We start from the raw sequence: 23,470 nt of genomic DNA, 5'->3' as shown, positions 1-23,470 counted from the left end.
TGCAACTATTGCATATGCAACTACCACCCTCCGCCAAAGCCCCCAGAAGGAACACAGGCATGACACAAAACCCCAGCCAGCTCGAAGCCTGGATCGCCGAAGAACGCCGCATCGCCGAGCGCCTTGACGCCGGCCCAGGCCCCGGCCTCGCCCGCCCCGAACAGATCGCGGGCAAGACCGGCCTCGAAGTGATGCAGGCGATGCTGAACGGCGACATTCCCTACGCAGCCATCGCCAAGACGCTGGACTTCACGATCCTCGAAGTGCGCCAGGGCGTGGCCATCTTCCAGGGCACGCCGCTGCCGCAGCACCTGAACCCACTGGGCACCATCCACGGCGGCTGGGTCGCGACGATGCTCGACTCGGCTCTGGGTTGCTCCGTGCACACGATGATGCCGCCCGGGCGCGCCTACACCACCGCCGAACTGGGCGTGAACTACGTGAAGGGCCTCACACCCAAGGTGCAGCGCGTGCGCGCCGAGGGCAAGGTGATCCATTGCGGCAAGCAGTTGGCCACCGCCGAGGCCCGCCTCTACGGGCCCGACGGCACGCTGTATGCGCACGCCACGACCACCTGCCTGGTGTTCGAGGTGCCGACGGCGCGCTGAGCCCCTGCGCCAGGGTTGCTATCGGGTTGGGCAGGAGGGCGTCAGCACCAGGAAGCGGACGCCCCAGAGCACCACCAGCACCAGCCCGACCCACAGCAGCCAGTGCGGCTTGCGCCGCCGCACCGACAGCACCACCGCCACCGCCAGCAGGGGGATCAGGTACGCGAAGGACTCGACCCGCGCATCCAGCCCGTGGTCGATGGGCAAGGTGCAGAAGGTCATGCCGTCGGCGCGCATCGCCGGGTCTTCCAGCATCCACTCGTAGCGGTTGCGCGGAATGCCGAACAGCATCGCGGTGCAGAACAGCGCGTAGACCGCCGACACGAGCACGAAAACAGATCGCTTCACGTTCATCACATCCTGTTGAGCGGTGCAGGCACCGTACTCTGCAACGAGGCAGTAGGCCTTCGACCTGTAAGTCCAAAGGCGTCGCAATTCATACCCCCAGTGATAATTATTCTCATCCGATGCCTGCAACAGGTCTCGGAGCTTTCTAGAACACCCGCTCCTGGAGGATCCTCATGACCGAACGCTCAAGCGTCCAAGGCCGCGCCGTGCGCGCATTGTTCGCCACCAGCGCCGCCTGGCTTGCCGTCGCCGCCCTGCCCGCGCAGGCTGCCGCAGCCGACGAACTCACCCTCTACACGACGCGCGAGCCCGCGCTGATCCAGCCGCTGATCTCGGCCTTCAGCGCCCAGAGCAACATCAAGGTCAACACGGTGTTCGTGAAAGACGGTCTGCTGGAGCGCGTCAAGGCCGAAGGCGCACGCTCGCCGGCCGACGTGTTGATGACGGTGGACATCGGCAACCTCATGGATCTGGTCGATGGCGGCGTAACGCAGCCGGTGAAATCGGCCGCGCTCGAATCGGCCATTCCGGCCAACCTGCGCGGCGCCGACGGCCAGTGGTTCTCGCTCTCGCTGCGCGCGCGTGTGCTGTATGCCGACAAGAGCCTGCCCCTCACGAGCTTCCGCTACGAAGACCTGGCCAACCCGAAGTACAAGGGCAAGGTCTGCATCCGCGCCGGCCAGCACCCCTACAACACCGCACTGGTCGCCTCGCTGATCGCGCACGACGGCGAAGCCAAGGCCGAGCAGTGGCTGCGCGGCGTCAAGGCCAACCTGGCACGCAAGGCCACGGGCGGCGACCGCGACGTGGCGCGCGACATTCTCGGTGGCATCTGCGACGTGGGCCTGGCCAACTCGTACTACGTCGGCCAGATGAAGAGCGCCAAGGAAGGCACCGACGCGCGCAAGTGGGGCGACGCCATCAAGGTCGTGCGCCCGACCTTCGCCAACGCAAAGAGCGGCGGCACGCACGTCAACATCAGCGGCGCAGCCGTGGCAAAGAACGCGCCGCAGCGCGCCAACGCGGTCAAGCTGCTCGAGTTCCTGGTGTCGGAGCCGGCGCAGTCGCTATACGCGCAGACCAACTACGAATACCCGGTGCGCAAGGGCGTGGCGCTCGACCCGATCATCGGGCAGACCATCGGCGAGCTGAAGGTCGATCCGCTGCCGCTGACCGAAATCGCCAAGTACCGCAAGCAGGCCAGCGCCCTGGTGGACAAGGTCGGCTTCGACCAGTGATATGGACGGCCGGGCACGCCTTGCCGGCGACTGAATGCTGACAGCGCGGCGCCAGCCGCCGGGCCTGCGCGCCGCGGGCCCGGCGTGGCGCTGCGCGTCGTTCCTGATCGCCATCGGCGTGCTCGCGCCGGTGCTCACGCTGGCGTGGCTCGCGTTCGGTTCGGGCGTCGGCCACTGGGGCCCGCTGTTCGCGCACGTGCTGCCGCAGGCGGCGCTCAACACGGCCCTGCTGCTCACGGGCGTGGGCGCACTGGTGCTGGTGATCGGCACCGGCTGCGCGTGGCTGGTAACGGCGCACGACTTTCCGGGGCGCGGCGTGCTGCACTGGGCGCTGCTGCTGCCGCTGGCGATGCCGACCTACATCGTCGCCTTCGCGTACCTCGACCTGCTGCACCCCATCGGCCCCGTGCAGGGCGCGATCCGCTGGGTGCTGGGCTTCGACAGCCCGCGCCAGTTCCGCCTGCCCGACCTGCGCTCGATGCCCGGTGCGATCTTCGTGCTGGGCTTCGTGCTCTATCCATACGTCTACATGACGGCGCGCGCGATGTTCATGACGCAGCCGGCGCACCTGATGGAAGCGGCACGCATGCTCGGCGAGAACCGGCGCGGCGCGTTCTTTCGCGTGGCGCTGCCGCTGGCACGGCCTGCGCTGGCCGTGGGGCTGAGCCTGGCGCTGCTCGAAACGCTCAACGACATCGGCGCTTCTGAATTCCTCGGCGTGAACACGTTGACGGTGGCGGTCTACACCACGTGGATCACGCGCTCCGACCTGGCAGGGGCGGCGCAGATTGCGTGCGCGATGCTGTTCGTGGTGGTGGCGCTGGTCTGGCTCGAACGCAACGGCCGGCAGCACCAGCGCTTCGGCTCGGCACAGCGCATGCGCGCGGTGCAGCCACGGCGCCTGCATGGCGGCGCGGCCTGGGCTGCAACTGCGACGGCCGCGACGCCCGTGCTGATCGGCTTCGTGGCCCCTGCGCTCTACCTCGTCTGGGAAAGCGCCAAGCGGCTGCATCAGGGCGGCGGCGTCTCCCGCGGCCTGATCGCGAGCCTCGGCAACACGCTGGCGCTGGCTTCGGGTGTCACCGTGGTTGCGGTGGTGGCGGGGCTGGTCGTAGCCTGGGCTGCGCGCAGCCAGGGTTCGAGCCCCAACCGCGCGCGCTGGCAGGCGCGCGTGGCAACTCTGGGCTATGCGGTGCCGGGCACGGTGCTGGCCATCGGGCTGCTGACGCCTGCGCTGGCCTTCGATGCCGCCCTGGCCACCGCATTCAACTGGTCGGGCCTGCCGCTGATGGGCGCCGGCGTCGTGCTGGTCGTGGCTTGCGCGATCCGCTTTCTCGCGATGCCCGTGGGCGGCATCGAGGCCGGCCTCGCGCGCATTCCACCCGCCATCGAGCAGGCTTCGCGCCTGCTTGGCGAAACCACCGCCGGCACGCTGCGCCGCGTGCACCTGCCACTGCTGCGCCCCGCCATGGCTGCAGCCGCGCTGCTGGTGTTCGTCGACGCAATGAAAGAGCTGCCGGCCACGCTGCTGCTGCGGCCCGCCAACTTCGACACCCTCGCGACCTGGCTCTATGCCGAAGCCGCGCGCGGCACGTATGAAGAAGGCGCGATTGCAGCGCTCGCCATCGTGCTGGCCGGCCTGCTGCCCGTCGTGCTGCTTGCGCGCAACCAGCTGGGCACACCTTCGCTCACACCCGGCCCCGACAAGATATGAGTTCCCCCCTGCACATCGATGCGATCACGCTCGCCTATGACACGCCGCGCGGCCTGCATACGGTCGTCGATGGCTTCTCGCTGACATTGAACGCGGGCGACATTGGCTGCCTGTTCGGCCCCTCGGGCTGCGGCAAGACGACGGTGTTGCGCGCCATCGCCGGCTTCGAGCCCGTGCGCGCCGGCACGGTCCGGCTCGGCGACATGCTGCTGTCGTCCGCGCAGAAGCACCTGCCGCCCGAGCAGCGGCGCGTGGGCATGATGTTCCAGGAGTACGCGCTGTTTCCGCATCTGTCGGCCGCGAAGAACGTGGCCTTCGGGCTGCGCCGCCTGGATCGTGCGGCGCAGCAGTCGCGCGTCGCAGAAATGCTTGCGCTGGTCGGCCTCGCCGACGCGGGCGAACGCTATCCGCATGAGCTCTCCGGCGGCCAGCAGCAACGCATCGCGCTGGCTCGTGCGCTTGCGCCCTCACCCGCGCTGCTGCTGCTCGACGAGCCTTTCTCCAACCTCGACGGCGGCACGCGCGAGCGGCTGACCACTGAGGTGCGCGGCATCCTGAAGCAGGCCGGCCAGGCCGCAATTCTCGTCACGCACAACGAGGCTGAGGCGCATGCGATGGCCGACCGCATCGGCGTGATGCACGGCGGGCGCATCACGCACTGGCTCGACACGGCGGCCTAGCACACAGGGGCCTTTTCTCGAATGGGCTTATCGGGAAAAGGTTGTTCGGGATCGCAAGAATCGCGGCGTTCCTCCAGACACATCCATCCCCAGAACGGAAAGCCCCATGACGCGACAAGCCCTCACCCTCGTCAGCCACCTGCTGTGCCCGTACGTTCAGCGCGCCGCGATCGCACTGAATGAAAAAGACGTGCCCTTCGAGCGCGTCGTAATCGACCTGGCCAACAAACCCCAGTGGTTTCTCGACATCTCGCCGCTCGGCAAGGTGCCGCTGCTGAAGGTGCAGCGGCCCGATGGCAGCGAGGCCGTGCTGTTCGAAAGCAACGTGATCTGCGAGTACCTCGAGGAAACGCAGCCCGGCGCACGCCTGCATCCTGAAGACCCGCTCACCCGCGCCGAGCACCGCGCCTGGATGGAATTCGGCTCGGCCATCCTCGCCGACCTCTGGGGCTACGAGACCACGCAGGACGCGGTCGTGTTCGAGCAGAAGCGGCAGGCGCTGGTCGCCAAGTTCGAGCGCGTCGAGGCCGCACTGCGCGAAGGCCCCTACTTCGCAGGCCGCAGCTTCAGCCTCGTCGATGCCGTGTTCGCACCGGTGTTCCGCTACTTCGAGGTGTTCGACGCGATCAGCGATTCGCACATCTTCGACGCCGTGCCCAAGGTCGACGCCTGGCGCAAGGCGCTGGCCGAGCGCCCCAGCGTACGCAACGCCGTGGTGTCCGAGTACCCGCAGCACCTGATGGAATTCCTGAAGCGCCACCAGGCCCACCTGCTGACACTGGCGACTTGATCGCCGCGCCGGGAGGCAGACAATAGCGACCTCCCTTCCTCATAACTACACGGCACCACGAGATGCGACTCCTCCACACCATGCTGCGCGTTGGCAACCTCCAGCGCTCCATCGACTTCTACACCAAGGTGCTCGGCATGAACCTGCTGCGCACGTCCGAAAACCCCGAGTACAAGTACAGCCTCGCCTTCATCGGCTACGGCAAGGGCAACCCCGACCAGGCCGAGATCGAGCTCACCTACAACTGGGGCACCGAGAGCTACGAACTCGGCACCGCCTACGGCCACATCGCGCTGGGCGTGCCCGACGCGTACGCGGCCTGCGAGAAGATCAAGACCGCGGGCGGCAACGTGACGCGCGAGGCCGGGCCGGTCAAGGGCGGCACCACGGTGATCGCGTTCGTGACGGACCCTGACGGCTACAAGATCGAGCTCATTCAGCGCGACGAAGGCGCCGCCGGCGGCGGCCTGCGCTGAACCACGGCGGGCAGCCATGGCGAGCACGAAGAAGCAGACCACAACAACCCGCCATGTCGCGTTGCTGCGCGGCGTGAACGTCAATGGCATCACCATCAAGAGCGCCGACCTGAAGGCGCTCTTCGTCGAACTGGGCTTCGGCGCGGTGCGCACCGTGCTCGCCAGCGGCAACGTGCTGTTCGACACCGGCGAGAGCGATGCCGCCGCGCTGCGCACGCGCATCGAGCAGGCCCTGCGCAAGCGCTTCGGCTACGACGCGTGGATCGTGCTGCTCACGCAGAAGACCATCGCCGATATGGCGGCGGCCTATCCCTTCGAGCGCATCGACGAGGAGCGCCATCCCTACATCGTGTTCGGCTCCGACGCCGCGATGCTCGATGAAATCATGGAGAAGGCCGGCACCGTCGATGCCGATGTCGAACGCCTGAAGCGCGGCAAGGGCGTGCTCTATTGGCAATGCCCGCGCGGTGAGAGCCTCGATACGCCGGTGGCCAAACTGCTCGGCAAGACCCGCTACAAGTCGAGCACCACTACGCGCAACCTGCGCACGGTGGAGAAGCTGCTCACGGACTGATCAGCAGCCGAGCAGATCGGCCAGCGCGTCGATGTCGCGCGCGTGCAGGCTGTTGTCCGGCTGCGGCGACACATCCTTCGGCCTGGCGCGACCGAATTCATGCGGGCGCTCGATGTACGCGGTCTTCAGGCCGCAGGTGCGCGCGGCGGCCAGGTCGTCGTGGTGCGCGGCGGCCAGCATCACCTGCCCGGGCGTTGCGTCGAACACGCCCGCCACACCAAGGTAGGTGCGCGGATCAGGCTTGTAGGCCTTGAACACTTCGGCCGACAGCACGCAGTCCCAGGGCAGGCCGGCGCGCTTGGCCATTTCGGTGAGCAGGCCGATGTTGCCGTTCGACAGCGTGCAGATGGTGAACTTCTTCTTGAGCCGCGTGAGCCCGGCCACCGAATCGGGCCAGGCCGGCAAGCGGTGCCAGGCGCGGCTCAGGTCGCGCTTGGCGGCGGTGTCGAGGCGGTCGGCCAGGCTGAAGTCGTGCAGCACCTGCTCGAGCATGCTCAGGTGCAGTTCGTCGAGCAACGTGAAGCCGCCCTCGCCCGCGGCGATGCGTTCCATCACCGCCTTCATCGCGGGCTGGTAGCCGGCGCGCCAGGCCAGCGCGAAGGCCGCGCCGTCCACACCAGGCAGTGCGCTCTCGGCCTCGGCGGCAATGCCGCTGTGCCAGTCGACCACCGTGCCGAAAACGTCGAACGCGATGACCTTGAGGTCGCTCGCGTCGAAATCAACGCCGCTCATGGCGATGCTCAGCGCGGCAGCTGGCTCGCGGCGCGTGCCAGTTGCTCGATGCGCGCCCAGTCGCCGTCGCGGATCGCGTCGGTCGGCACGATCCACGAACCGCCCACGCAGGCCACATTCGACAGCGCGAGAAACTCGGCCGCATTGCCCGCGTGGATGCCGCCCGTCGGGCAGAAGGTGACGTCGCCGAACGGCCCCTGCCAGGCCTTGAGCATGGGCAGGCCGCCGGCTTGCAGCGCGGGGAAGAACTTCAGCTGCGTGTAGCCGTCTTCCTGCGCCGTCATGATTTCGCTGCCGGTGGCCACGCCGGGCAGCAGCGGCAGGCCGAGGTCGTGGCAGGCCTTGCCGACCGCGCGCGTGTAGCCCGGGCTCACGCCGAACTTGGCACCGGCGAGCGCCGAGGCCTGCGCATCGGCCGCGCTGCGGATGGTGCCGGCGCCGGCCACGGCTTCGGGCACGTCCTTGGCGATGGCTTCGATGCACTGCAGCGCCTGCGGCGTGCGCAGCGTGACTTCGAGCATGCGGATGCCGCCAGCCACCAGCGCGCGCGCGAGGGGCACGGCATCTTTCACGTCGTTCAGCACGATGACCGGAATGACCGGTGCGTCGCGCATCACATCCAGCGCGGTGAGTTTTTCGTTCATAGCCATGAGCAGGCTCCTTCTTCTGCGGTAAGTGCGTTACGGCGCATGCCGGCGAACAGTTCGCGGCCGAGGCCGTGTCCGTCGGCGATGCGCTGCGCTTCGGGTTGCGTTGCGGTCTCGCGCGCCGCCCATTCGTCTTCGGGCAGCAACACGGCGAGCGTACCCGCGACGGAATCGAGACGAATCAGGTCGCCATCGCGCACCTTGGCGAGCGGGCCGCCCGCTGCCGCTTCGGGCGAGACGTGGATCGCGGCCGGAATCTTGCCCGACGCGCCGCTCATGCGGCCGTCGGTGACCAGCGCCACGCGGAATCCCTTGCCCTGCAGCACCGACAGCGGCGGCGTGAGCTTGTGCAGCTCAGGCATGCCGTTGGCCTGCGGGCCCTGCCAGCGCACCACGCAGACCACGTCGCGCTCCAGCTCGCCGGCGGTGAATGCCTTTTGCAGCGCGGCCTGCGAGTCGAACACGCGCGCGGGGGCTTCGATGACATGGCGGTCGTCGGGCACCGACGACACCTTGATGACGCTGCGCCCGAGGTTGCCGCTCAGCAGCTTGAGGCCGCCGGTGGCGCTGAACGGGCTGGCGACGGTACGCGTGACGGCATCGTTCTGCAGCGATGCACCCGGCGTCCATTGCAGGCGCTTTTCTTCCGACTCGCCCACGAGCGAGGGAATGTTCGCGAATTCGCGGATGCCGCCCGAGCGCACCGTCAGCACATCGGCGTGCATGAGGCCGGCGTCGACCAGCTCGCCGATCACGAAGCCGGGACCGCCCGAGGCCTGGAACTCGTTCACGTCAGCGCTGCCGTTGGGGTACACGCGGCTCAGCAGCGGCACCACGTCGGAGAGCTTCGAGAAATCGTCCCAGTCGATGAGGATGCCGGCGGCGCGCGCCACGGCCACCCAGTGGATCAGGTGGTTGGTGGAGCCGCCCGTGGCGAGCAGCGCGACCATGGCATTGACGATGCAGCGCTCGTCGACCATCTCACCGATCGGCGGGCAGTTGAAAGCGCTCTCGCCCGCCTTGCCCAGCACCGTGCGCACGGCCTCGCGCGTGAGCGTTTCGCGCATCGCGTCGCCGGGCTGGATGAAGGCCGTGCCGGGCACGTGCAGGCCCATGGCTTCGAGCAGCATCTGGTTGCTGTTGGCGGTGCCGTAGAAGGTACAGGTGCCCACCGTGTGATAGGCGGCCATCTCGGCGTCGAGCAGGCCCTGGCGGCCCACGAGCCCCTGTGCCGCCTGTTCGCGCACCTTCGACTTGGCGCCATTCGAAAGGCCCGAAGGCATCGGGCCGGCCGGCACGAACACGGTCGGCAGATGGCCGAAGTGCAGAGCGCCGATCAAGAGGCCCGGCACGATCTTGTCGCATACGCCCAGCAACAGCGCCGCATCGAACATGTCGTGCGTGAGCGCGACTGCAGTGCTCATGGCGATCAAGTCACGGCTGAACAGGCTCAGCTCCATGCCGGGCGTGCCCTGCGTGACGCCGTCGCACATGGCGGGCACGCCGCCGGCCACCTGCGCAGTGGCGCCGAGGCGGCGGGCCTCCTGCTTGATGATGTCCGGGTAGCCCTGGTACGGCGCGTGGGCCGAGAGCATGTCGTTGTAGGCGGTGACGATGCCGATGTTGGGCGCGCGCTCGGTCACCACGCGGAACTTGTCGTTGGCCGGGATGCCGGCCACGGCGTGTGCCACATTGGCGCAGCCCATGCGGTCGGAGCCGCGGTCGCGATCGCGGATTTCGGCAAGGCGGGAGAGGTAGGCGCCGCGCAGCCCCTGGCTGCGCTCGCGGATGCGATCGGTAACGTCGCGGACGGTGGGGTTTGTGCTGCTGCTCATGGGGGTACGTGGCTCTTGCTGCATGTCGCCAGGGCGACTGTGGGCCTGGAGGCCCATGGTAACAAGCCAGGCGCGAAAGCCCGATGAAATCCGGGCGCCAGGCAATACGAATTTACCCATTCGCGCCTTGCAGGGAGGCGCACGCAAAAAAGCCCGGCGTTACCGGGCTTCTTCTCTGTTCTGGCAACCGGGGCGCGGGGCGCTCAGTCGACCAGCTTCACCTCGACGCGGCGCGCCTCGGCGTTGTTGCCCGAGCCGGCCGTCACGGCGGGCTTCTGCAGGTCGACCTTGGCCGCCGGAACGCCCAGGCCCACGAGCACGTCGCGCACCATCTCGGCGCGCTTCTTTGCGAGCTGTTCGTTGATGGCGGCGTCGCCGGTGGTGTCGTGGAAGCCCGAGATCACCGCCTTGCGGCCGCTCTCGACGCCCTTGATGACCGCGGCCAGCGCTTCGGCGGCGCCCGGTGCGAGATCGGCACTGCCGGTTGCGAAGTAGAAGCTCACCACACCATTGACCACGCGGATGCTCGCGCCGTCGGGGATCGTGACCGTCACCGTCTCGGTGACTTCGGCCACCTTGGGCGCCGCAGCAGGGGCCGGCGCCGAGATCGTCACGGCCGCAGGCTTGGCGGCCGCCGGGTTGTGCCCCTTGTGCCAGAGCACGATGCCCACCACGAAGAAGATCACCAGGGCGATCAGCGCCATGACGAATCCGAGGATGAAATTCTGCTGGCTGTCGTCGTCACTCATTGGGGGTCTTGCTCCGTAGGGAAGTGGCCGGTAAATAATGGTGCGGTGAACCATGATCAGGAAATTGTAGGCGTCGGCCCTGACACCCCCGTGTCGGACCCTGCGCCGAACCCCGGTCCGCCGGGACTCGACCCCATGCCCAAGCCCCTGCGCGACCCGCAGCCGATGCTCGAGCGCGCCATCGCCGACTGGGGCGGGCATGAGGATCTCTGGCTCTTCGGCTACGGCTCGCTCATCTGGCGGCCCGAGTTCGGTTTTACCGAGCGTCGGCCGGCCTGGGTGCACGGCTGGCACCGCGCGCTGAAGATGTGGAGCCGCGTGAACCGCGGCAGCGTGCAGACGCCGGGTCTCGTGTTCGGGCTGCTCTCGGGCGGCAGCTGCCGCGGCATGGTGTTCCGCGTGCCGAAGGCCGAGGGCCTCGAAACGCTGCGCCGGCTCTGGCTGCGCGAGATGCCGACCGGCGTGTACGACCCCAGGTGGCTGCAATGCGGCACGGCCGAAGGCCATGTGCGCGCGCTGGCATTCACGCTCTCGCGGCGCAGCCCCAACTTCACGGGCGAGCTCAGCGACGAGCGCTACCGCCACATCTTCGCCCACGCCGTCGGCCGCTACGGCACCTCGCTCGACTACGCGCAGCAGACGCTGCTGGAACTGCAGAGGCACTCGATCCACGACGCGGCTCTGGCGCGGCTGGTGGCGCTGGCCGCTGCAAAGGAACAGGAACAGGAGCAGCGCCAGTCAGGGAACGCTGCTGATTGCGATGCACCGCAGGCTCCGGTATATGTTCCGGGGTCTCCAGACAAACCTGAATCCTCCCAACCTTCCGGACCCTCCAAGGAAAACACATGAAGAACCAACGTCGTCTCATCGCCACCGGCACCGCCCTCCTCGCCTCGGCCCTTTTGGCCGCCTGCGGCAGCATGGGCGGCAAGCCGAGCACGGCCGTCGAGCTGGTGCCGACCGGCGCGATCACGCCCAACCCGACGCGCGGCACGGTGACCTTCACCGCCCTCGAGCATGGCGTGCGCGTGTCGGGCGAGGTGCGCGGCCTGGTGCCGGGCACCGAGCACGGCTTCCACATCCACGAAAAGGGCGACTGCGGCGACAACGGCAATGCCTCGGGCGGCCACTTCAACCCGACCGGCGGCACGCATGGCAAGTTTGCAGCGCCGGGCAGCCATGCCGGCGAACTGCCAAGCCTGCGCGCCGACGCCAACGGCATGGCACGCTTCAGCGTGGAAGACCACGCGATCTCTCTGACGCCCGGCGCTGCCAACAGCGTGATTGGCCGCGCGCTGGTGGTGCACCGCGACCCCGACGACTTCACGACGCAGCCGTCAGGTAACTCGGGCCCGCGCATCGCCTGCGCTGTGATCACCAAGCCCTGATCGAATAGAGGAGGCTAGGCGCCCACGCGCGCCAGCCACAGCGCCTCGGCATGCGCCAGCGCCTCGGGCGTGTCGATGTCGGTGACCACGCCGACATCGTCCACCGCCAGGTCGGCGACCGAATCGATGGCGCGCATCGACCGCAGGATGGACGATGCGCCGAGGCTTCCTTCCAGGGTTGCGAGTTGCGCGCCGCATCCGGCGCCAAAGCCCACCGGATGCCCGCGCTCGCCCCGGTACTGCGGCTGCACTGCATTCACCCGGCCGCCGAGGGCAGCAGCCACGGCCTGCAGCGTTGCGGGCAGCACCAGTGGCAGGTCGCCCGGCAAGATCAGCCAGCCTTGCGCATCGGGCGTGGCGCGCACGGCGGCCGCGATCGAGTCACCCATGCCGGGATGCCCCGCGTCTTCCACATGCCACGGCAGGCCACTGGCGCGCACCGCATCGAGCGTGCGCTCCAGCACGGGCTTGCCGGCGAGCAGCGCCTTCAGCTTCGAGCCCGTGCCGCCGGCCGCAATGAAGCGCTCTCCGCGGCCCGAGGCCAGCACGATCACCACCGGGGTATTCGCCTTCTGTGTCGTCATGCGCCTAGTATGTGCGCAACAATCCCGGCATGACTTCTCCTCTCTCCAATGACGCACTGGCGGCACTGCGCAAGAGCTACGAGCGAGCCGAGCTCGGCGAAGCCCACAGCGCCGGCGATCCGCTGAAGCAGTTCGAGCGCTGGCTCACCGAGGCCATCGACGCGAAGGTGCCCGAGCCCAACGCAATGACGCTGTGCACCGTGGGCAGCGACCTGCGGCCCTCCAGCCGCATCGTGCTCGTCAAGGGCTACGACGCGCGCGGCATCGTCTGGTACACCAACTACGAGAGCCGCAAGGGCCGTGAGCTCTCGGGCAATCCGTATGCGTCGCTGCAGTTCCACTGGGTCGAGCTGGAGCGCGTGGTGCGCATCGAGGGCCGTGTCGAGAAGGCGGGCGCCGAAGAGAGCGACGCCTACTTCGCGAGCCGCCCGCTCGACTCGCGCATCGGCGCCTGGGCCAGCCCGCAGAGCGAAGTGATCAGCGGACGCGACGTGCTGGTGAAGAACGCGGCCGTGTTCGCCGCCAAGCATCTGCTCTCGCCGCCGCGCCCGCCGCACTGGGGCGGCTACCGGCTGGTGCCCGACCGTTGGGAATTCTGGCAAGGCCGCAAGAGCCGGCTGCATGACCGGCTGCGCTATCGGCTCGAAGGCAGCGACTGGGTGCGCGAGCGCCTCGCCCCCTGAGTCAAGTCGTCGTCAGGCCTCGCAGCCTACGACCTTGAATTCGACACGGCGATCGAGCGCGTCGCTCGCATCGTCGGCCCCTGTGCCGACGATGTTCTCGCGAAAGCCCATGCCCGATTCGCGCAGCTTCTTCGACAACGGCGGCGCCTCGCCCACCAGCCGGGTCTTCACGCTCACCGCGCGCTGCAGAGACAACCGCTCGTTCACGGCCTCCGAGCCCGTGCGGCTGGTGTGGCCCGTGACCACCACGCACGAATCGATCTGCGCCGCCTGCCGCGCGATCTGGCGCAGCCACATCGGATAGGCGGTGCTGATCTTCGGGTCGGAGAGGAAGTCGGTCGAGCCCGGCTTGAACAGAAACTTCACGCTCAGGTTGTTGGTTTCGAGCCCCAGGCGCGCGATGGTGCCGAAGGTCTTCTCGGCATCGGCCGTGCGGCCGAGTTGCGACTGCGTGAGGTACAGCCCGCTGTAGATGCGCAGCTGCTGGCCGTCGGGCCGCTTCGCCGCGGCCTCGTAGCGGCTCAGCGCCTCGCTCATGCGGCCGGCCTCGTAGGCGGCGGTGGCCTCCTGCAGCACAGTCGAGGTCGGCAGGCGCTCCAGGTACAGCGCGTCGGCGGCCTGGCCGGGCTGGGTTTCGGCGGTGCGGATGTAGCCCTCGACGCCGCGATCCTTGCCGTTCACCGGGCTGTCGCGGAAGAAGGCCGTGGGCCGCGTGTCGAGCGTGGCATCGCTGATGCGCGTGACCGACTGCGCAATCACCACGCCGCTCTTGATCTCGGTCAGCGCAAGGTTCAGCCGGTATGGCCCGCCCGAGGCGTCCTTGTCGCGCACCAGCGTGCCGTTCAGCACGTACTGCGCGTTGCCGATCTCGCTGGCGTTGAACGGCGTGACAGTGAACTGCTTGAACTGCGCCTGCATGCGCTGGACGATGCGCTGCTCGGCCACGCGCGTCACCTCGGTCTGCTGGCCGCTCGCGCCTTCGAGCAGCGGGTCGATCACGATGCGGCGCTGCGTGAGCGTCGACTCCACCTTGGCCAGGAAGGCCGGCAGCTTCTGCGTCTGCACCATCAGGTCGTCCACCGCCTGGTTCACGGCCTGGTCGAAAGGCATGGCGTTGCCGGGCGCGGGGCGGTGCGCGCAAGCGGCGGCAAGCACGGCGGCGGCGCACAGCGCGAACACGCGCAGTGCCGTGCGAACTCGTTGGGTGGTGGTCGTCATCAGCATTGGCTCCTCAATGTCTTCATGTCCTGGTCCGAAAGCGGCTCGCCGACGGCGGCGCGCATGTTGATTTCGCTGCAGCGCTTCGATGGCGCGGGGCGTGGTGCCGCCGCTTCGCGTTGCGCCGGCGGCGGTGGTGGTGGCGCGGCCGGCTGTGCGCGCGTCCTGATCACGAGCCTCGGCTTCGACGGCCCTTCGTCTGTCTTTTCAGACTTCTCGGCGGGCGGCGGCACGTTCGCCGACAGGCACGGCGTGCGGCACGGCTTGGCCGCGCCAGTGGGCTCCGCGGCCTGCGCGGGACGGCCGTGCAGCGCGATCACCGTCGCGACCACCGCCATAGCAAGAAGGGGCGAAGAGCGCGCCGGGTGAATCATCAGCCGGCAAATGTAGGGTGCCAGCGGCCCCGCGGCATCTCGCCAAACGGCCACCCTGCCAAACGGCATAGGCGCGCGGCGAAGCGTTCTAAGGCGAAAGTCCGCGCAGCGCTAAGAAGAAGAGACCGAAGGACTCAGGGCAGCCACTGCACCCAGACCATCACGAGCGTGAGCGTGACAAGTCCCAGCACCGTCGACACCGCGACGCTGGCCGTCACCAGGTCTTCGGACGTGCGGTAGCGCTGCGAGAACAGGAACACGTTGGCGCCAATCGGCAGCGCCGCAGCCACCACCATCACCGTGAGCGGAATGCCGCGCACGCCCAGCAGCCAGCCGATGAGGGCTACCAGCAGCGGATGCAGCAGGTTTTTCACCAGCGCCTGCACCAGCGCGCCGCGCCAGTGCCGGCCGATGGGCGTGAGCGCGAGCGTGATGCCCACCATCACCAGCGCAATCGGGCCGAAGGCCTGGCCCAGCAGCTGGATCGGCTTGTCGATGACCTCGGGCATGACCAGCCCGGTCTGCGCGAACAGCAGGCCCGCGATGATCGGCAGCGGCACGGGGTGGATGATGGCGTTGCGCAGCGCGCGCATCACGGTGCGGGCCATCGACGGACGCTTGTCTGCGCCGGCGGCGCCGGCCTGCTCGCGCGCGACGGCCAGCTCCAGCACCACCGTGGCACTGGTCAGCAGCACCAGCGAATGCAGCGAAATCAGCGTGAGCAGCACCACCATGCCCTCCTCGCCGTACGCCAGGCCGATCAGCGCGATGCCGATCATCACGGTGTTGCTGTAGGTGTTGGCCAGCGCGAGCACCGCCGCCGTGCGGTTGAACCCGCGCAATGCGAGCGTGCCCGCGAACAGCAGGCCCGAGGCAATGAAATACGCCGCCACGGGCTTGAGGCTCAGCTGCTCGACGTGCACCGTGCTCATGGCGCGGAACAGCAACGCGGGCGCGAGCAGCAGGAAGATGAGGTGCGACAGGTCCTTCACCGCATTGCCGCCGATCCAGCGGCGCTTGCCTGCCAGATAGCCGACAGCGATGAGCAGGACGACGGGGAGGAGCGAGGAGATGACGATGGAATTCACTCGACGAGGATAGCCGAGGGACTCCCTCCTCTTCGCTCCCGCCCTCTCCGGCGACTTTGCTTCTTAGAACGTCACGCGCAGCCCGACCTTCAGCGTCCGCCCCGGCAACGGCGCGTTCGGATACACCGTCGTCGTCAGAATCGAAGTCGCGCTGTAGGCCAGCTTGTTCGTGATGTTGTCCATGCGCGCATACCAGGTGAGGTTGGCGCGCTGCACCTTCATGCGGTAGGTGATGGCCGCGTTCCACAGCGTGTATGCATCGGTTTCGCGCGCCCCCACCGACGGAATGCGGCGCTGCGCTGCGTTGTAGTCGAAGCCCAGGCGCGCGCCCCACGGGCCGTTGGCATAGGCCAGCGTCGCGCCCAGGCGCAGCGGTGCGATGCGCGGCAGCGGCTCGCCGGTGTCGAGGTTCTTCGCGCGCACGATGTCGCCGCGCCACTCAAGGTCGAGCGTGCCTGCGTCGCCCATGCGCGCGAAGCCGTCGGTGCCCAGCAGGCGCAGGTTGCCGTTGGCCTCGATGCCGGTGAAGCGCGCGCGCACGCCGCTGTAGACGTACTCGGCCAGCGTGTCGGTGGCGCCGGGCTCGGCCACGTTGCCCTCTTCATCGAGGTTGCGCCCCGATGCCGTCAGGCCGATGTAGTTGCTGAAGCGAGTGACGTACGCGTTGACGCGGGCTGTGTTGGGGCCCGACTTCCATTGCGCGCCCAGGTCGAGGCCGGTCGATTTTTCCTTCTTCAGGTTCGGGTCGCCCACTTCCCACGCGGCCGTCGCCACGTGGGGGCCGTTGGCCAACAGCTCGTAGTCTTTTGGCGCGCGCTCGGTGTAGGCGAGGTTCGAAGTCAGCTGCCACTGCGGCGCGAGGTTCACCAGCGCGCCGAAGGCCGCGCTGTGCGGGTTGAAGGTGCGCTCGCCGACCGCAAAGCGCGTGACCGTCGGATCGTCCGGATAACCCAGCGAGCGGATGCGGACCTGCTCGGTGCGCGCACCGAAGCTCAGGCGGCCCCACGAAGTGCCGTATTCCTCGTACATGAACAGCGCGTTGGAGCGCGTGCGGCTGTGCGGCGCAAAGGCCTCCTCGCCATCGGCAGCGAAGCGGTTGGTCTCGCTGCTGAAGCCGACCAGGCCTTCGAAGTTGCCGATCTTCTGGTGGCGCGCTTCGATGCGCAGGTCGTTGCTCATGTTCGAGAAGGTGGTGCCGGCTTCGCCGCCCTCGAACTCGGTGTGGCGGTAGTCCGTGTGGCTGAGCTTCACGTGGATGCTGCTGATGAAGCCGCCCGGGCGCCACTCGCCTTCGATCGCGTAGCGGTCGGACTTCATGCCGATGGTGACGTCGTCCTCGGCCACGGTGCCGTATTTGCTGCGGTAGGTGCTGACCGAGGCGCCGATATAGCCCTGGTCGAAGAACATCGTGCCGCCGACGGCGCCGCCGTGCGCCTCGTTGGCCGAGTTGCAGATCTTGCGTGCCGTCCACGGCGAGCCGGGCTTGCTGCACTCGAGGGTGATCGGCACCGACACGTCTTTCGAGTCGCGGTTGAAGGCGTCGACGTGGATCGCCAGGCGGTCGTTGCCGCCTTCGAGCACCACGCCGCCGTTCTTCTCCTTGTTGCCGGTGGAATAGCCCAGGTCGGCGCGGCCGCCGAAGCCGTTGATCGGCTCCGTCGGAATGCGGTTGTCGATCACGTTGACCACACCGCCGACGGCGCTGCCGCCGTATTGCAGCGCCGACGGGCCGCGCAGCACCTCGATGCGATCGGTCACCAGCGCGTCGACCGGCACGGCGTGGTCGTAGCTCAGCGCCGATGCGTCGGGCGCGCCGCCGCCGTTCTGCAGGATGCGGATGCGGTCGCCGTCCTGCCCGCGGATGATCGGGCGGCTGGCGTTGGGGCCGAAGTAGCTGCTGCTCACGCCGGGCACGTTGTTGAGCGTTTCGCCGAGCGTCGATTCGGAGCGCAGCAGCAGCTTGTCGCCCGACAGCGTGGTGGTCGGCGCGATCAGTTCGCTTGCGCCGAGCGGGTTACCGGTGACGGTGACCTCGCGCAGGCTGGCGGCGTCGGCGGGTTGAGACTGCGCCTGGGCCAGGCTTGCGAAAGAGGCAAGCGAGAGAACGGCAACGCCGATGGCGTTGCGGGGGAAATTGGGAGTCATGAATGGACACTCGTTGAAATCAAGGGACGACCGGCCGCCACCCGAGCGAAGCGGGCACAGCAGTCGGAACACATCGGAAATTCAGCGAGTGGAAGGCGGACCGCGTGCCTCGAACAGCACGATCCAGCGGGCGACGGCTTCGCCCTGCAGATACGCGAAGGTGGCCGACGGCAGCACCATCGGCAGCACCAGCAGCGGCACGCCGGGCGCGCTGAAGCCATGCGACAGCCGGTCGTACAGCCGGCACTCGGCGTCGGTCTTGTCGCCGAACAGCGCATGCAGCCAGGTGTGCCGCTGCGCCGGGGCGCGCGCCCCCGAGGCGGCTGCAACCGTGGCGGTCGCGCGCTCGGCGGACAGGGCCCATGCGCGGTCGCCCGGCACGTGCAGCGTGGCATGCACGAGGCCGAGCGTCGACGTCACCCACACTGCGAAGAGCAGCATGAGTGCGACGGTGCGCGAGAGCCTCGTGTGCGTCATCTGGCGTCGGGCCTGTGTCAGAAGTGCGTGGTCATGCTCACGTACAGGCTGCGCCGCGTGCCGTACTGCGGCGCGCCCACGCCCACGCCCGTGCCGTCGCGCAGCAAGTAGCTCTTGTCGAACAGGTTCAGGATGGCGACGCGCCCGACGATGTCACCGCCCGAAGACTCCTTCCAGGTATGCGAGTAGGCAGCGTTGACCACCGCGTAGTGCGGCAGCGCCGCGCTGTTGGGCGCGCCCCCGTCGGGCGTGCGGCGCAGGCCGCTGCCGAAGATCAGATCGCCGCTCACCTGGTTGTCGCCGAAGCGGTAGCTGGCACCACCCGACAGCGTGTAGGTCTGGTCGTGGTCCAGGTACACGTAGTGGTTAGCGATGTAGCTCAGCTCGTCGGCACCGAACAGCGACTGGCTCGACACGATGTCCTTGCCCATCGCCTTCTGGTAGGCGAAGTTGGCGTAGGCCGACCAGTGGTCGTCGTTGTAGCGGGCCGACAGCTCCAGCCCGCGCGCGAAGCCCTTGGCGTAGTTGAAGGGCGACAGGATCAGCGCCTGGCCGAACTGGCCTTCGTCGAGCAGGTTGGTGATGTTCTTGTAGTACACATCGGCCGACAGCGACAGGTTGTCGTTCACCTTGTGGTCCAGGCCCAGGTCGAAGTAGTGGGTGCGCTCGGCTTTCACCGGATCGGAATTGGCAACTTCCGGCTGGTTGGTGGTGCCGGTGTACAGGTTGATGCTCTGCTGCGAAGCCAGCTCCTGCGGCGGCGGCGTGAAGTAGCGCGCGTAGCCCGCGTGCAGCGCCGTGTCGCCGGTCAGCTTGTACGCGAGGTTCAGCCGCGGGCTCCACTGGTGCTCCTTGGTGAACGCATCGACGCTGTCGTAGCGCAGGCCGTAGTTGAAGGTCAGCTTCGGATCGATGCGCCACTCGTCCTGCACGTACAGGCTGGCGAGCTGGCCGACCTTGCTGGAGTTGTCGTTGATGAGCACCGGCGTGTTGCCGACCTGCGCGCCGGTGTCGTCGACCGGGAACACGTTCACCGCATTGATGCTGCGCGTGTTCTGGCGCGTGTACGCGCCGCCGAAGCGCAGCGTATGGGCGTCGTTCAGCTTGTACGACGCGTCGGCCTGCAGCCCGTTGGACGAGTTGGAACGCAGGGTGTCGGAGGCCACGCCGTTGTAGATCAGGTCGCCCACGGCATCGGGCACGTAGTGCAGGCTCGAATACTGGTGGAAGGCCGAGATCTGGAAGTCCAGCGCGCCCACGGTCTTCTGGTACGACAGCGCGACGAAGCGCGTGGCCTCGGTCTGGCGCTCGCGCACGTCGGACGACGGCAGGCCGTTGTAGCCCGTGCCCAGGTCGCTGTAGCCGGCCAGGGAGAAAGACGGCGTCTGGTTCGGGTTGGTCGGAATCTGGAACTTGCCGTTGTAGGTGCCGAACATCAGGCCCAGGCGCGTGTCCGCGTCGAGGTAGTACGAGAGATTGCCGAAGGTCTTGCCCTGCCGCGTGCGGTCGTTCTGCGCATTGAGCGTGGGCTGCGGGTTCTCGATGCCGTTGGTGTTGGACACCAGGCTGCCCGACAGGTAGTAGCTCAGGTTGCCGGTGGTGCCGTAGACGGAGCCGCTTTCTTCCAGCGTGTTGTGGCTGCCGAAGGTGAAGCCGAGCGAGCCGCCGGGCTTGCCGAAGCCCTGCTTGGTCTGGATGTCGACCACCCCGGCGGTGCGCAGGCCATACTGCGCCGGCAAGGCGCCGGTCAGGAAGTTGACCGAATCGATGTAGCGCGTGTCCAGCGACTGGCCGAAGCCCGAAATGCCCTCGGGCAATTGCACGCCGTTGACGCGGTACTGCACGTTGCCGTGGTCATCGCGCACGTGCAGCGAGCCGGAGGCCTTGGAGTCCTTGGCCACGCCGGGCAAGGTGAGCAGCACGTCGTCCAGCGGCGTGGCATCGCCCTTGCCGAGCGCGTCGATGGCCGCGCGATCGATGCGGTAGACGGTCGCACCGACTTCGGGCGAGAGTTCCATGCGCGCCTTCTTGAGGCGCTCGGACTGGATCTCCACGGTGGACAGCGTGCCTTCGGCGCTGGGCGCGACGGTGGTGGTCGTGGTGGTGGTCGCGTCCTGGGCGAAGGCCGACCAGGACAGCAGGGAAAGAACGGCAATGCCAACGGCACTGCGACGGAAATTGGGAATCATGAATGGACACTCGTTAAATCGATGAACGATCCGCCGCCACCCGCGCAATGCGGGCGGCGGCGGCCGGAACACGGGGATTCAGCGAGTGGAAGGCGGACCGCGCGCGTCGAACAGCGCGATCCAGCGGGCGATGGCCTCGCCCTGCAGATAGGCAAAGGTGGCCGACGGCAGCAGCATCGGCAGCACCACCAGCGGCACGCTGGGCGCGGTGGAGCCGTGCTCCAGCTGGTCGTACAGCCGGCACTCGGCGTCGGTGTGCTCGCCGAACAAGCTGCCCAGCCCGTGGGCCGCGTGCTTGTGCTCGCCGCTCTGCGATGCCTGCTGCACCTGCACCGCCGCCTCGGCATGCGAGAGGCCCGGCACGTGCAGCGACCGGTGCATGACCCCCAGCGTGCCCGCGATCCACAACGCGAACGCCAGCGCAACGATGAACGTGCGCGACGAACGGGAGGGAGACTGGCGGGCCATGCGCAGGGGTCGGGAGGCGATCAGGCCTTCAAGCGAGAGGCGAAGGTCTTCTGGAACTTCTCGACCTTCGGGCCCACGACGAATGCGCAGTAGCCCTGGTTCGGGTTGTTCAGGAAGTAGTCCTGGTGGTAGGCCTCCGCCGTCGAATAGTTGGCGAGCTTTGCCACTTCAGTCACGACGGGCGAGTGATAGGTCTTGCTGGCCTCGATCTCGCGGATGACCCCTTCGGCCACCTCTTTCTGGGCGTCGCTGGTGTAGTAGATGCCGCTGCGGTACTGGGTGCCGACGTCGTTGCCCTGGCGATTGAGCGTGGTCGGGTCGTGCACGACGAAGAAGATTTCGAGGATTTCGCGCAGGCTGATCTGCGCCGGGTCGAATTCGAGCTTCACCACCTCGGCATGGCCGGTGCGGCCGGTGCAGACCTGCTCGTAGGTCGGGTTGACGGTCTGGCCGTTGCAATAGCCCGATTCCACGTCCAGCACGCCCTGAACCCGGTCGAACACCGCCTCGGTGCACCAGAAGCAGCCACCGCCCAGCACGATGGTTTCGGTAGGCGACGATGAGGTGGACATGGTGCTGCTCCGGCAGGTTGGGGAAAGACGAACCCGATATTGTCGCGGCTTGACGTGACGGATGCCGGTCACTACATTACTAACCCGCGAGTCATTAACACCATGCCCACGCCCCGCTCCTTCGTCGAAAAGATCTGCCCGGTGCACGCCAAGCGCGAGCGCCGGAAAGAGGCGCGTCCCGGCGAACTGCTGGCCGCCGCGCTCGATCTGTTCGTCGAAAAAGGCTTTGCCGCCACCCGTTCCGAGGAAGTAGCGGCGCGCGCCGGCGTCTCCAAGGGCACGCTCTTTCTCTACTTTCCGAGCAAGGACGAGCTGTTCAAGGCCGTGGTCATGGAAAACCTCGGCGGCCGTTTCACGGAGTGGAATGCCGAGTTCGAGGCCTTCGAAGGCACCACGGCCGAGATGCTGCGCTACTGCATGAACGTGTGGTGGGAGCGCGTCGGCAAGACCCAGGCCTCGGGCCTGACCAAGCTCATGATGAGCGAGGGCGCCAACTTTCCCGAACTGGCCGAGTTCTACCGCCGCGAGGTGGTCCGGCCCGGCCACGAACTGCTGCGGCGCATTTTCCAGCGCGGCATCGACAGCGGGGAGTTCGCGCCGACGGATGTCGACCATGCGATCTATTCGGTGGTGGCGCCCATGGTCTTCCTCATGCTCTGGAAGCATTCGGCCATGGTCTGCGTCGACGGCGCATCGGCCCTAGACCCCGAAAAGTACCTCGCCATCCAGGCAGACGTGGTGCTCAACGGGCTCAGCGCACACCCCGGAAGGCCGACCCTGCCGACGGTGTCACCGGCGGCACCTAAAATTGAAGGTTTGTCCTGAGCCCACTAGGAAAACCACGCCATGAACCCCACCCCCACCCTCGAGCGCTTGCGCTTCAACATGATCGAACAGCAGATCCGCCCCTGGGATGTGCTGGAAACGGACATCCTCGAACTGCTGGCCGAAATCCACCGCGAAGATTACGTGCCGGAAGAACACCGCACGCTGTCCTTCTTCGACATGGAACTGCCTCTGCTCGACGGCTCCGTGCCCGGCGAATTCATGCTGTCGCCCAAGGTCGAGGCCCGCACGCTGCAAGACCTGCACATCCAGAAGCACGAATCGGTGCTCGAGATCGGCACCGGCTCCGGCTTCATGGCCGCCCTGCTGGGCGCCCGCGCCGCCCAGGTGCTCTCGCTTGAAATCAACCCCGTGCTGGCCGCCCGCGCCGCCGAGACGCTGCGCCGCAGCGGCGTGACCAACGTCGAAGTGCGCAATGCCGACGGCGCCGTGCCCCTGGCCAGCGGCCCGAGCTTCGATGTGATCGTGCTCAGCGGCTCGGTCGCGCGCATTCCGCAGAACCTGCTGGGCTCGCTCAAGGTCGGCGGCCGCCTCTCGGCCATCGTGGGCGAAGAGCCGATGATGCGCGCCCACTTCGTCACCCGCTCGAGCGAGAGCAAGTGGGACACCATCCAGCCCTGGGACATCGTGGCCCCGCGCCTGCTGAACTTCCCCGAGCCCTCGCGCTTCTCGTTCTGAGCAGGCGGTTGACCGAATGATCGACCAAGTCCGCCCCGCCGACCTTGCCGCCTGGTTCGCCCAGAACGCCGACGCCACCCCCGTGCTGCTCGACGTGCGCGAACCCTGGGAGCTGCAGACGGCGAGCGTCGCACCCCAGGGCTTCACCCTGGTGGCGATTCCGATGAACGAGATTCCCGGGCGGCTGGCCGAGCTGAGTGACGGCCAGCCCGAACTTCGGATTGCATGCCTGTGCCATCACGGCGCGCGCAGCCAGCGCGTGGCCGCCTTTTTGAACCAGAACGGCTTTGACCAGCTCGCCAACGTGGCGGGCGGCATCGACGCCTGGTCTTCGCACGACCCTTCGGTCCCGCGCTACTGATTCTTTCT

27 protein-coding genes are annotated in these 23,470 nt (G+C 67.7%); 14 read left to right on the top strand and 13 right to left on the bottom strand.

Annotated elements, in window-relative coordinates; genetic code table 11:
• Nucleotides 1-59: 59 nt before the first annotated feature.
• The gene (locus ACSFBF_RS23400) at nt 60-608 is read left to right on the top strand and encodes a PaaI family thioesterase (RefSeq protein ID WP_435471125.1); all 549 of its coding nucleotides are present in this window, start codon (nt 60-62) and stop codon (nt 606-608) included.
• An 18-nt stretch (nt 609-626) separates the two neighbouring features.
• Here ACSFBF_RS23400 and ACSFBF_RS23395 read toward each other — a convergent pair whose 3' ends face one another.
• Entirely contained in the window at nt 627-956 is a 330-nt protein-coding gene (locus ACSFBF_RS23395) for a hypothetical protein (protein ID WP_435471123.1), read from the bottom strand.
• A 173-nt stretch (nt 957-1,129) separates the two neighbouring features.
• Between ACSFBF_RS23395 and ACSFBF_RS23390 the strand changes: the two genes are divergently transcribed.
• From ACSFBF_RS23390 to ACSFBF_RS23365, 6 genes are all read left to right on the top strand, one after another.
• The gene (locus tag ACSFBF_RS23390; RefSeq protein WP_426392075.1) at nt 1,130-2,194 is read left to right on the top strand and encodes a Fe(3+) ABC transporter substrate-binding protein; all 1,065 of its coding nucleotides are present in this window, start codon (nt 1,130-1,132) and stop codon (nt 2,192-2,194) included.
• 34 nt (nt 2,195-2,228) lie between these two features.
• Nucleotides 2,229-3,908: an ABC transporter permease gene (locus ACSFBF_RS23385; protein ID WP_435471121.1), complete on the top strand. Its 1,680-nt coding sequence runs from the start codon at nt 2,229-2,231 to the stop codon at nt 3,906-3,908.
• Nucleotides 3,905-4,588: an ABC transporter ATP-binding protein gene (locus tag ACSFBF_RS23380; protein ID WP_435471119.1), complete on the top strand. Its 684-nt coding sequence runs from the start codon at nt 3,905-3,907 to the stop codon at nt 4,586-4,588. The genes ACSFBF_RS23385 and ACSFBF_RS23380 overlap by 4 nt, the downstream gene beginning before the upstream one ends.
• A gap of 106 nt (nt 4,589-4,694) precedes the next feature.
• Nucleotides 4,695-5,378 carry a glutathione S-transferase family protein gene (locus ACSFBF_RS23375; protein WP_435471117.1) on the top strand — a complete coding sequence of 228 codons (684 nt, stop codon included), beginning with the start codon at nt 4,695-4,697 and terminating at the stop codon, nt 5,376-5,378.
• Between the two features lie 62 nt (nt 5,379-5,440).
• Nucleotides 5,441-5,854, top strand: a complete 414-nt coding sequence (gene gloA, locus ACSFBF_RS23370) for a lactoylglutathione lyase (protein WP_435471115.1) — start codon at nt 5,441-5,443, stop codon at nt 5,852-5,854.
• 16 nt (nt 5,855-5,870) lie between these two features.
• A complete protein-coding gene (locus ACSFBF_RS23365) occupies nt 5,871-6,428 on the top strand; it encodes a DUF1697 domain-containing protein (protein WP_435471113.1) in 558 nt (185 codons plus the stop codon).
• On the opposite strand, the gene ACSFBF_RS23360 is transcribed toward ACSFBF_RS23365, so the two are convergent.
• The 4 genes from ACSFBF_RS23360 to ACSFBF_RS23345 form a co-directional block, all read right to left on the bottom strand.
• Complete coding sequence (locus tag ACSFBF_RS23360) at nt 6,429-7,160, bottom strand: haloacid dehalogenase type II (protein WP_435471111.1); 732 nt, start codon at nt 7,158-7,160, stop codon at nt 6,429-6,431.
• Nucleotides 7,161-7,168: 8 nt separating this feature from the next.
• A complete protein-coding gene (gene eda, locus ACSFBF_RS23355) occupies nt 7,169-7,810 on the bottom strand; it encodes a bifunctional 4-hydroxy-2-oxoglutarate aldolase/2-dehydro-3-deoxy-phosphogluconate aldolase (protein ID WP_093058255.1) in 642 nt (213 codons plus the stop codon).
• A complete protein-coding gene (edd, locus tag ACSFBF_RS23350; protein ID WP_435471109.1) occupies nt 7,801-9,642 on the bottom strand; it encodes a phosphogluconate dehydratase in 1,842 nt (613 codons plus the stop codon). The genes eda and edd overlap by 10 nt, the downstream gene beginning before the upstream one ends.
• 203 nt (nt 9,643-9,845) lie before the next feature.
• Nucleotides 9,846-10,391: an OmpA family protein gene (locus ACSFBF_RS23345; RefSeq protein WP_435471107.1), complete on the bottom strand. Its 546-nt coding sequence runs from the start codon at nt 10,389-10,391 to the stop codon at nt 9,846-9,848.
• Nucleotides 10,392-10,526: 135 nt separating this feature from the next.
• Here ACSFBF_RS23345 and ACSFBF_RS23340 point away from each other — a divergent pair, with 135 nt between their 5' ends.
• Nucleotides 10,527-11,240 carry a gamma-glutamylcyclotransferase gene (locus tag ACSFBF_RS23340; RefSeq protein ID WP_435471105.1) on the top strand — a complete coding sequence of 238 codons (714 nt, stop codon included), beginning with the start codon at nt 10,527-10,529 and terminating at the stop codon, nt 11,238-11,240.
• Nucleotides 11,237-11,779 (top strand): superoxide dismutase family protein, encoded by a 543-nt coding sequence (locus ACSFBF_RS23335; protein ID WP_435471103.1) that lies wholly within the window; start codon nt 11,237-11,239, stop codon nt 11,777-11,779. The genes ACSFBF_RS23340 and ACSFBF_RS23335 overlap by 4 nt, the downstream gene beginning before the upstream one ends.
• Nucleotides 11,780-11,793: 14 nt before the next feature.
• Here ACSFBF_RS23335 and ACSFBF_RS23330 read toward each other — a convergent pair whose 3' ends face one another.
• A complete protein-coding gene (locus tag ACSFBF_RS23330) occupies nt 11,794-12,363 on the bottom strand; it encodes a nucleotidyltransferase family protein (protein ID WP_435471101.1) in 570 nt (189 codons plus the stop codon).
• A 29-nt stretch (nt 12,364-12,392) separates the two neighbouring features.
• Between ACSFBF_RS23330 and pdxH the strand changes: the two genes are divergently transcribed.
• The gene (gene pdxH / locus ACSFBF_RS23325; RefSeq protein WP_435471099.1) at nt 12,393-13,046 is read left to right on the top strand and encodes a pyridoxamine 5'-phosphate oxidase; all 654 of its coding nucleotides are present in this window, start codon (nt 12,393-12,395) and stop codon (nt 13,044-13,046) included.
• A gap of 12 nt (nt 13,047-13,058) precedes the next feature.
• Here pdxH and ACSFBF_RS23320 read toward each other — a convergent pair whose 3' ends face one another.
• On the bottom strand, nt 13,059-14,270 hold the full coding sequence (locus ACSFBF_RS23320) for an OmpA family protein (RefSeq protein ID WP_435471097.1): 1,212 nt from the start codon (nt 14,268-14,270) through the stop codon (nt 13,059-13,061).
• An 18-nt stretch (nt 14,271-14,288) separates the two neighbouring features.
• Between ACSFBF_RS23320 and ACSFBF_RS23315 the strand changes: the two genes are divergently transcribed.
• Nucleotides 14,289-14,633: a hypothetical protein gene (locus ACSFBF_RS23315; protein ID WP_435471095.1), complete on the top strand. Its 345-nt coding sequence runs from the start codon at nt 14,289-14,291 to the stop codon at nt 14,631-14,633.
• A gap of 139 nt (nt 14,634-14,772) precedes the next feature.
• Here ACSFBF_RS23315 and ACSFBF_RS23310 read toward each other — a convergent pair whose 3' ends face one another.
• From ACSFBF_RS23310 to msrA, 6 genes are all read right to left on the bottom strand, one after another.
• Nucleotides 14,773-15,726 (bottom strand): AEC family transporter, encoded by a 954-nt coding sequence (locus ACSFBF_RS23310; RefSeq protein ID WP_435471093.1) that lies wholly within the window; start codon nt 15,724-15,726, stop codon nt 14,773-14,775.
• Between the two features lie 63 nt (nt 15,727-15,789).
• Nucleotides 15,790-17,871, bottom strand: coding sequence for a TonB-dependent receptor (locus tag ACSFBF_RS23305; protein ID WP_435471091.1), 2,082 nt, complete (start codon nt 17,869-17,871; stop codon nt 15,790-15,792).
• Nucleotides 17,872-17,952: 81 nt separating this feature from the next.
• Nucleotides 17,953-18,348, bottom strand: a complete 396-nt coding sequence (locus ACSFBF_RS23300; RefSeq protein WP_435471089.1) for a hypothetical protein — start codon at nt 18,346-18,348, stop codon at nt 17,953-17,955.
• A gap of 17 nt (nt 18,349-18,365) precedes the next feature.
• On the bottom strand, nt 18,366-20,537 hold the full coding sequence (locus ACSFBF_RS23295; protein ID WP_435471087.1) for a TonB-dependent receptor: 2,172 nt from the start codon (nt 20,535-20,537) through the stop codon (nt 18,366-18,368).
• A 78-nt stretch (nt 20,538-20,615) separates the two neighbouring features.
• Nucleotides 20,616-21,005, bottom strand: a complete 390-nt coding sequence (locus tag ACSFBF_RS23290; protein WP_435471085.1) for a hypothetical protein — start codon at nt 21,003-21,005, stop codon at nt 20,616-20,618.
• A gap of 20 nt (nt 21,006-21,025) precedes the next feature.
• Nucleotides 21,026-21,577: a peptide-methionine (S)-S-oxide reductase MsrA gene (gene msrA / locus ACSFBF_RS23285; RefSeq protein ID WP_435471083.1), complete on the bottom strand. Its 552-nt coding sequence runs from the start codon at nt 21,575-21,577 to the stop codon at nt 21,026-21,028.
• A 102-nt stretch (nt 21,578-21,679) separates the two neighbouring features.
• On the opposite strand from msrA, the gene ACSFBF_RS23280 reads away from it, so the two are divergent.
• Genes ACSFBF_RS23280 through ACSFBF_RS23270 form a run of 3 tightly spaced genes read left to right on the top strand, consistent with a single transcriptional unit; the run spans nt 21,680 to nt 23,462 of the window.
• Nucleotides 21,680-22,402 carry a TetR/AcrR family transcriptional regulator gene (locus tag ACSFBF_RS23280; RefSeq protein WP_435471081.1) on the top strand — a complete coding sequence of 241 codons (723 nt, stop codon included), beginning with the start codon at nt 21,680-21,682 and terminating at the stop codon, nt 22,400-22,402.
• Nucleotides 22,403-22,423: 21 nt separating this feature from the next.
• A complete protein-coding gene (locus ACSFBF_RS23275; protein WP_435471079.1) occupies nt 22,424-23,101 on the top strand; it encodes a protein-L-isoaspartate O-methyltransferase family protein in 678 nt (225 codons plus the stop codon).
• A 16-nt stretch (nt 23,102-23,117) separates the two neighbouring features.
• The gene (locus ACSFBF_RS23270) at nt 23,118-23,462 is read left to right on the top strand and encodes a rhodanese-like domain-containing protein (protein WP_435471077.1); all 345 of its coding nucleotides are present in this window, start codon (nt 23,118-23,120) and stop codon (nt 23,460-23,462) included.
• Nucleotides 23,463-23,470 lie beyond the last annotated feature (8 nt).

It is taken from the genome of Variovorax nivicola, from assembly GCF_051216475.1.
Taxonomy (GTDB): Bacteria; Pseudomonadota; Gammaproteobacteria; order Burkholderiales; family Burkholderiaceae_C; genus Variovorax.
The sequence above is the reverse complement of the archived record's forward strand: the minus strand, read 5'-3'. Positions and strand labels throughout refer to the sequence as shown.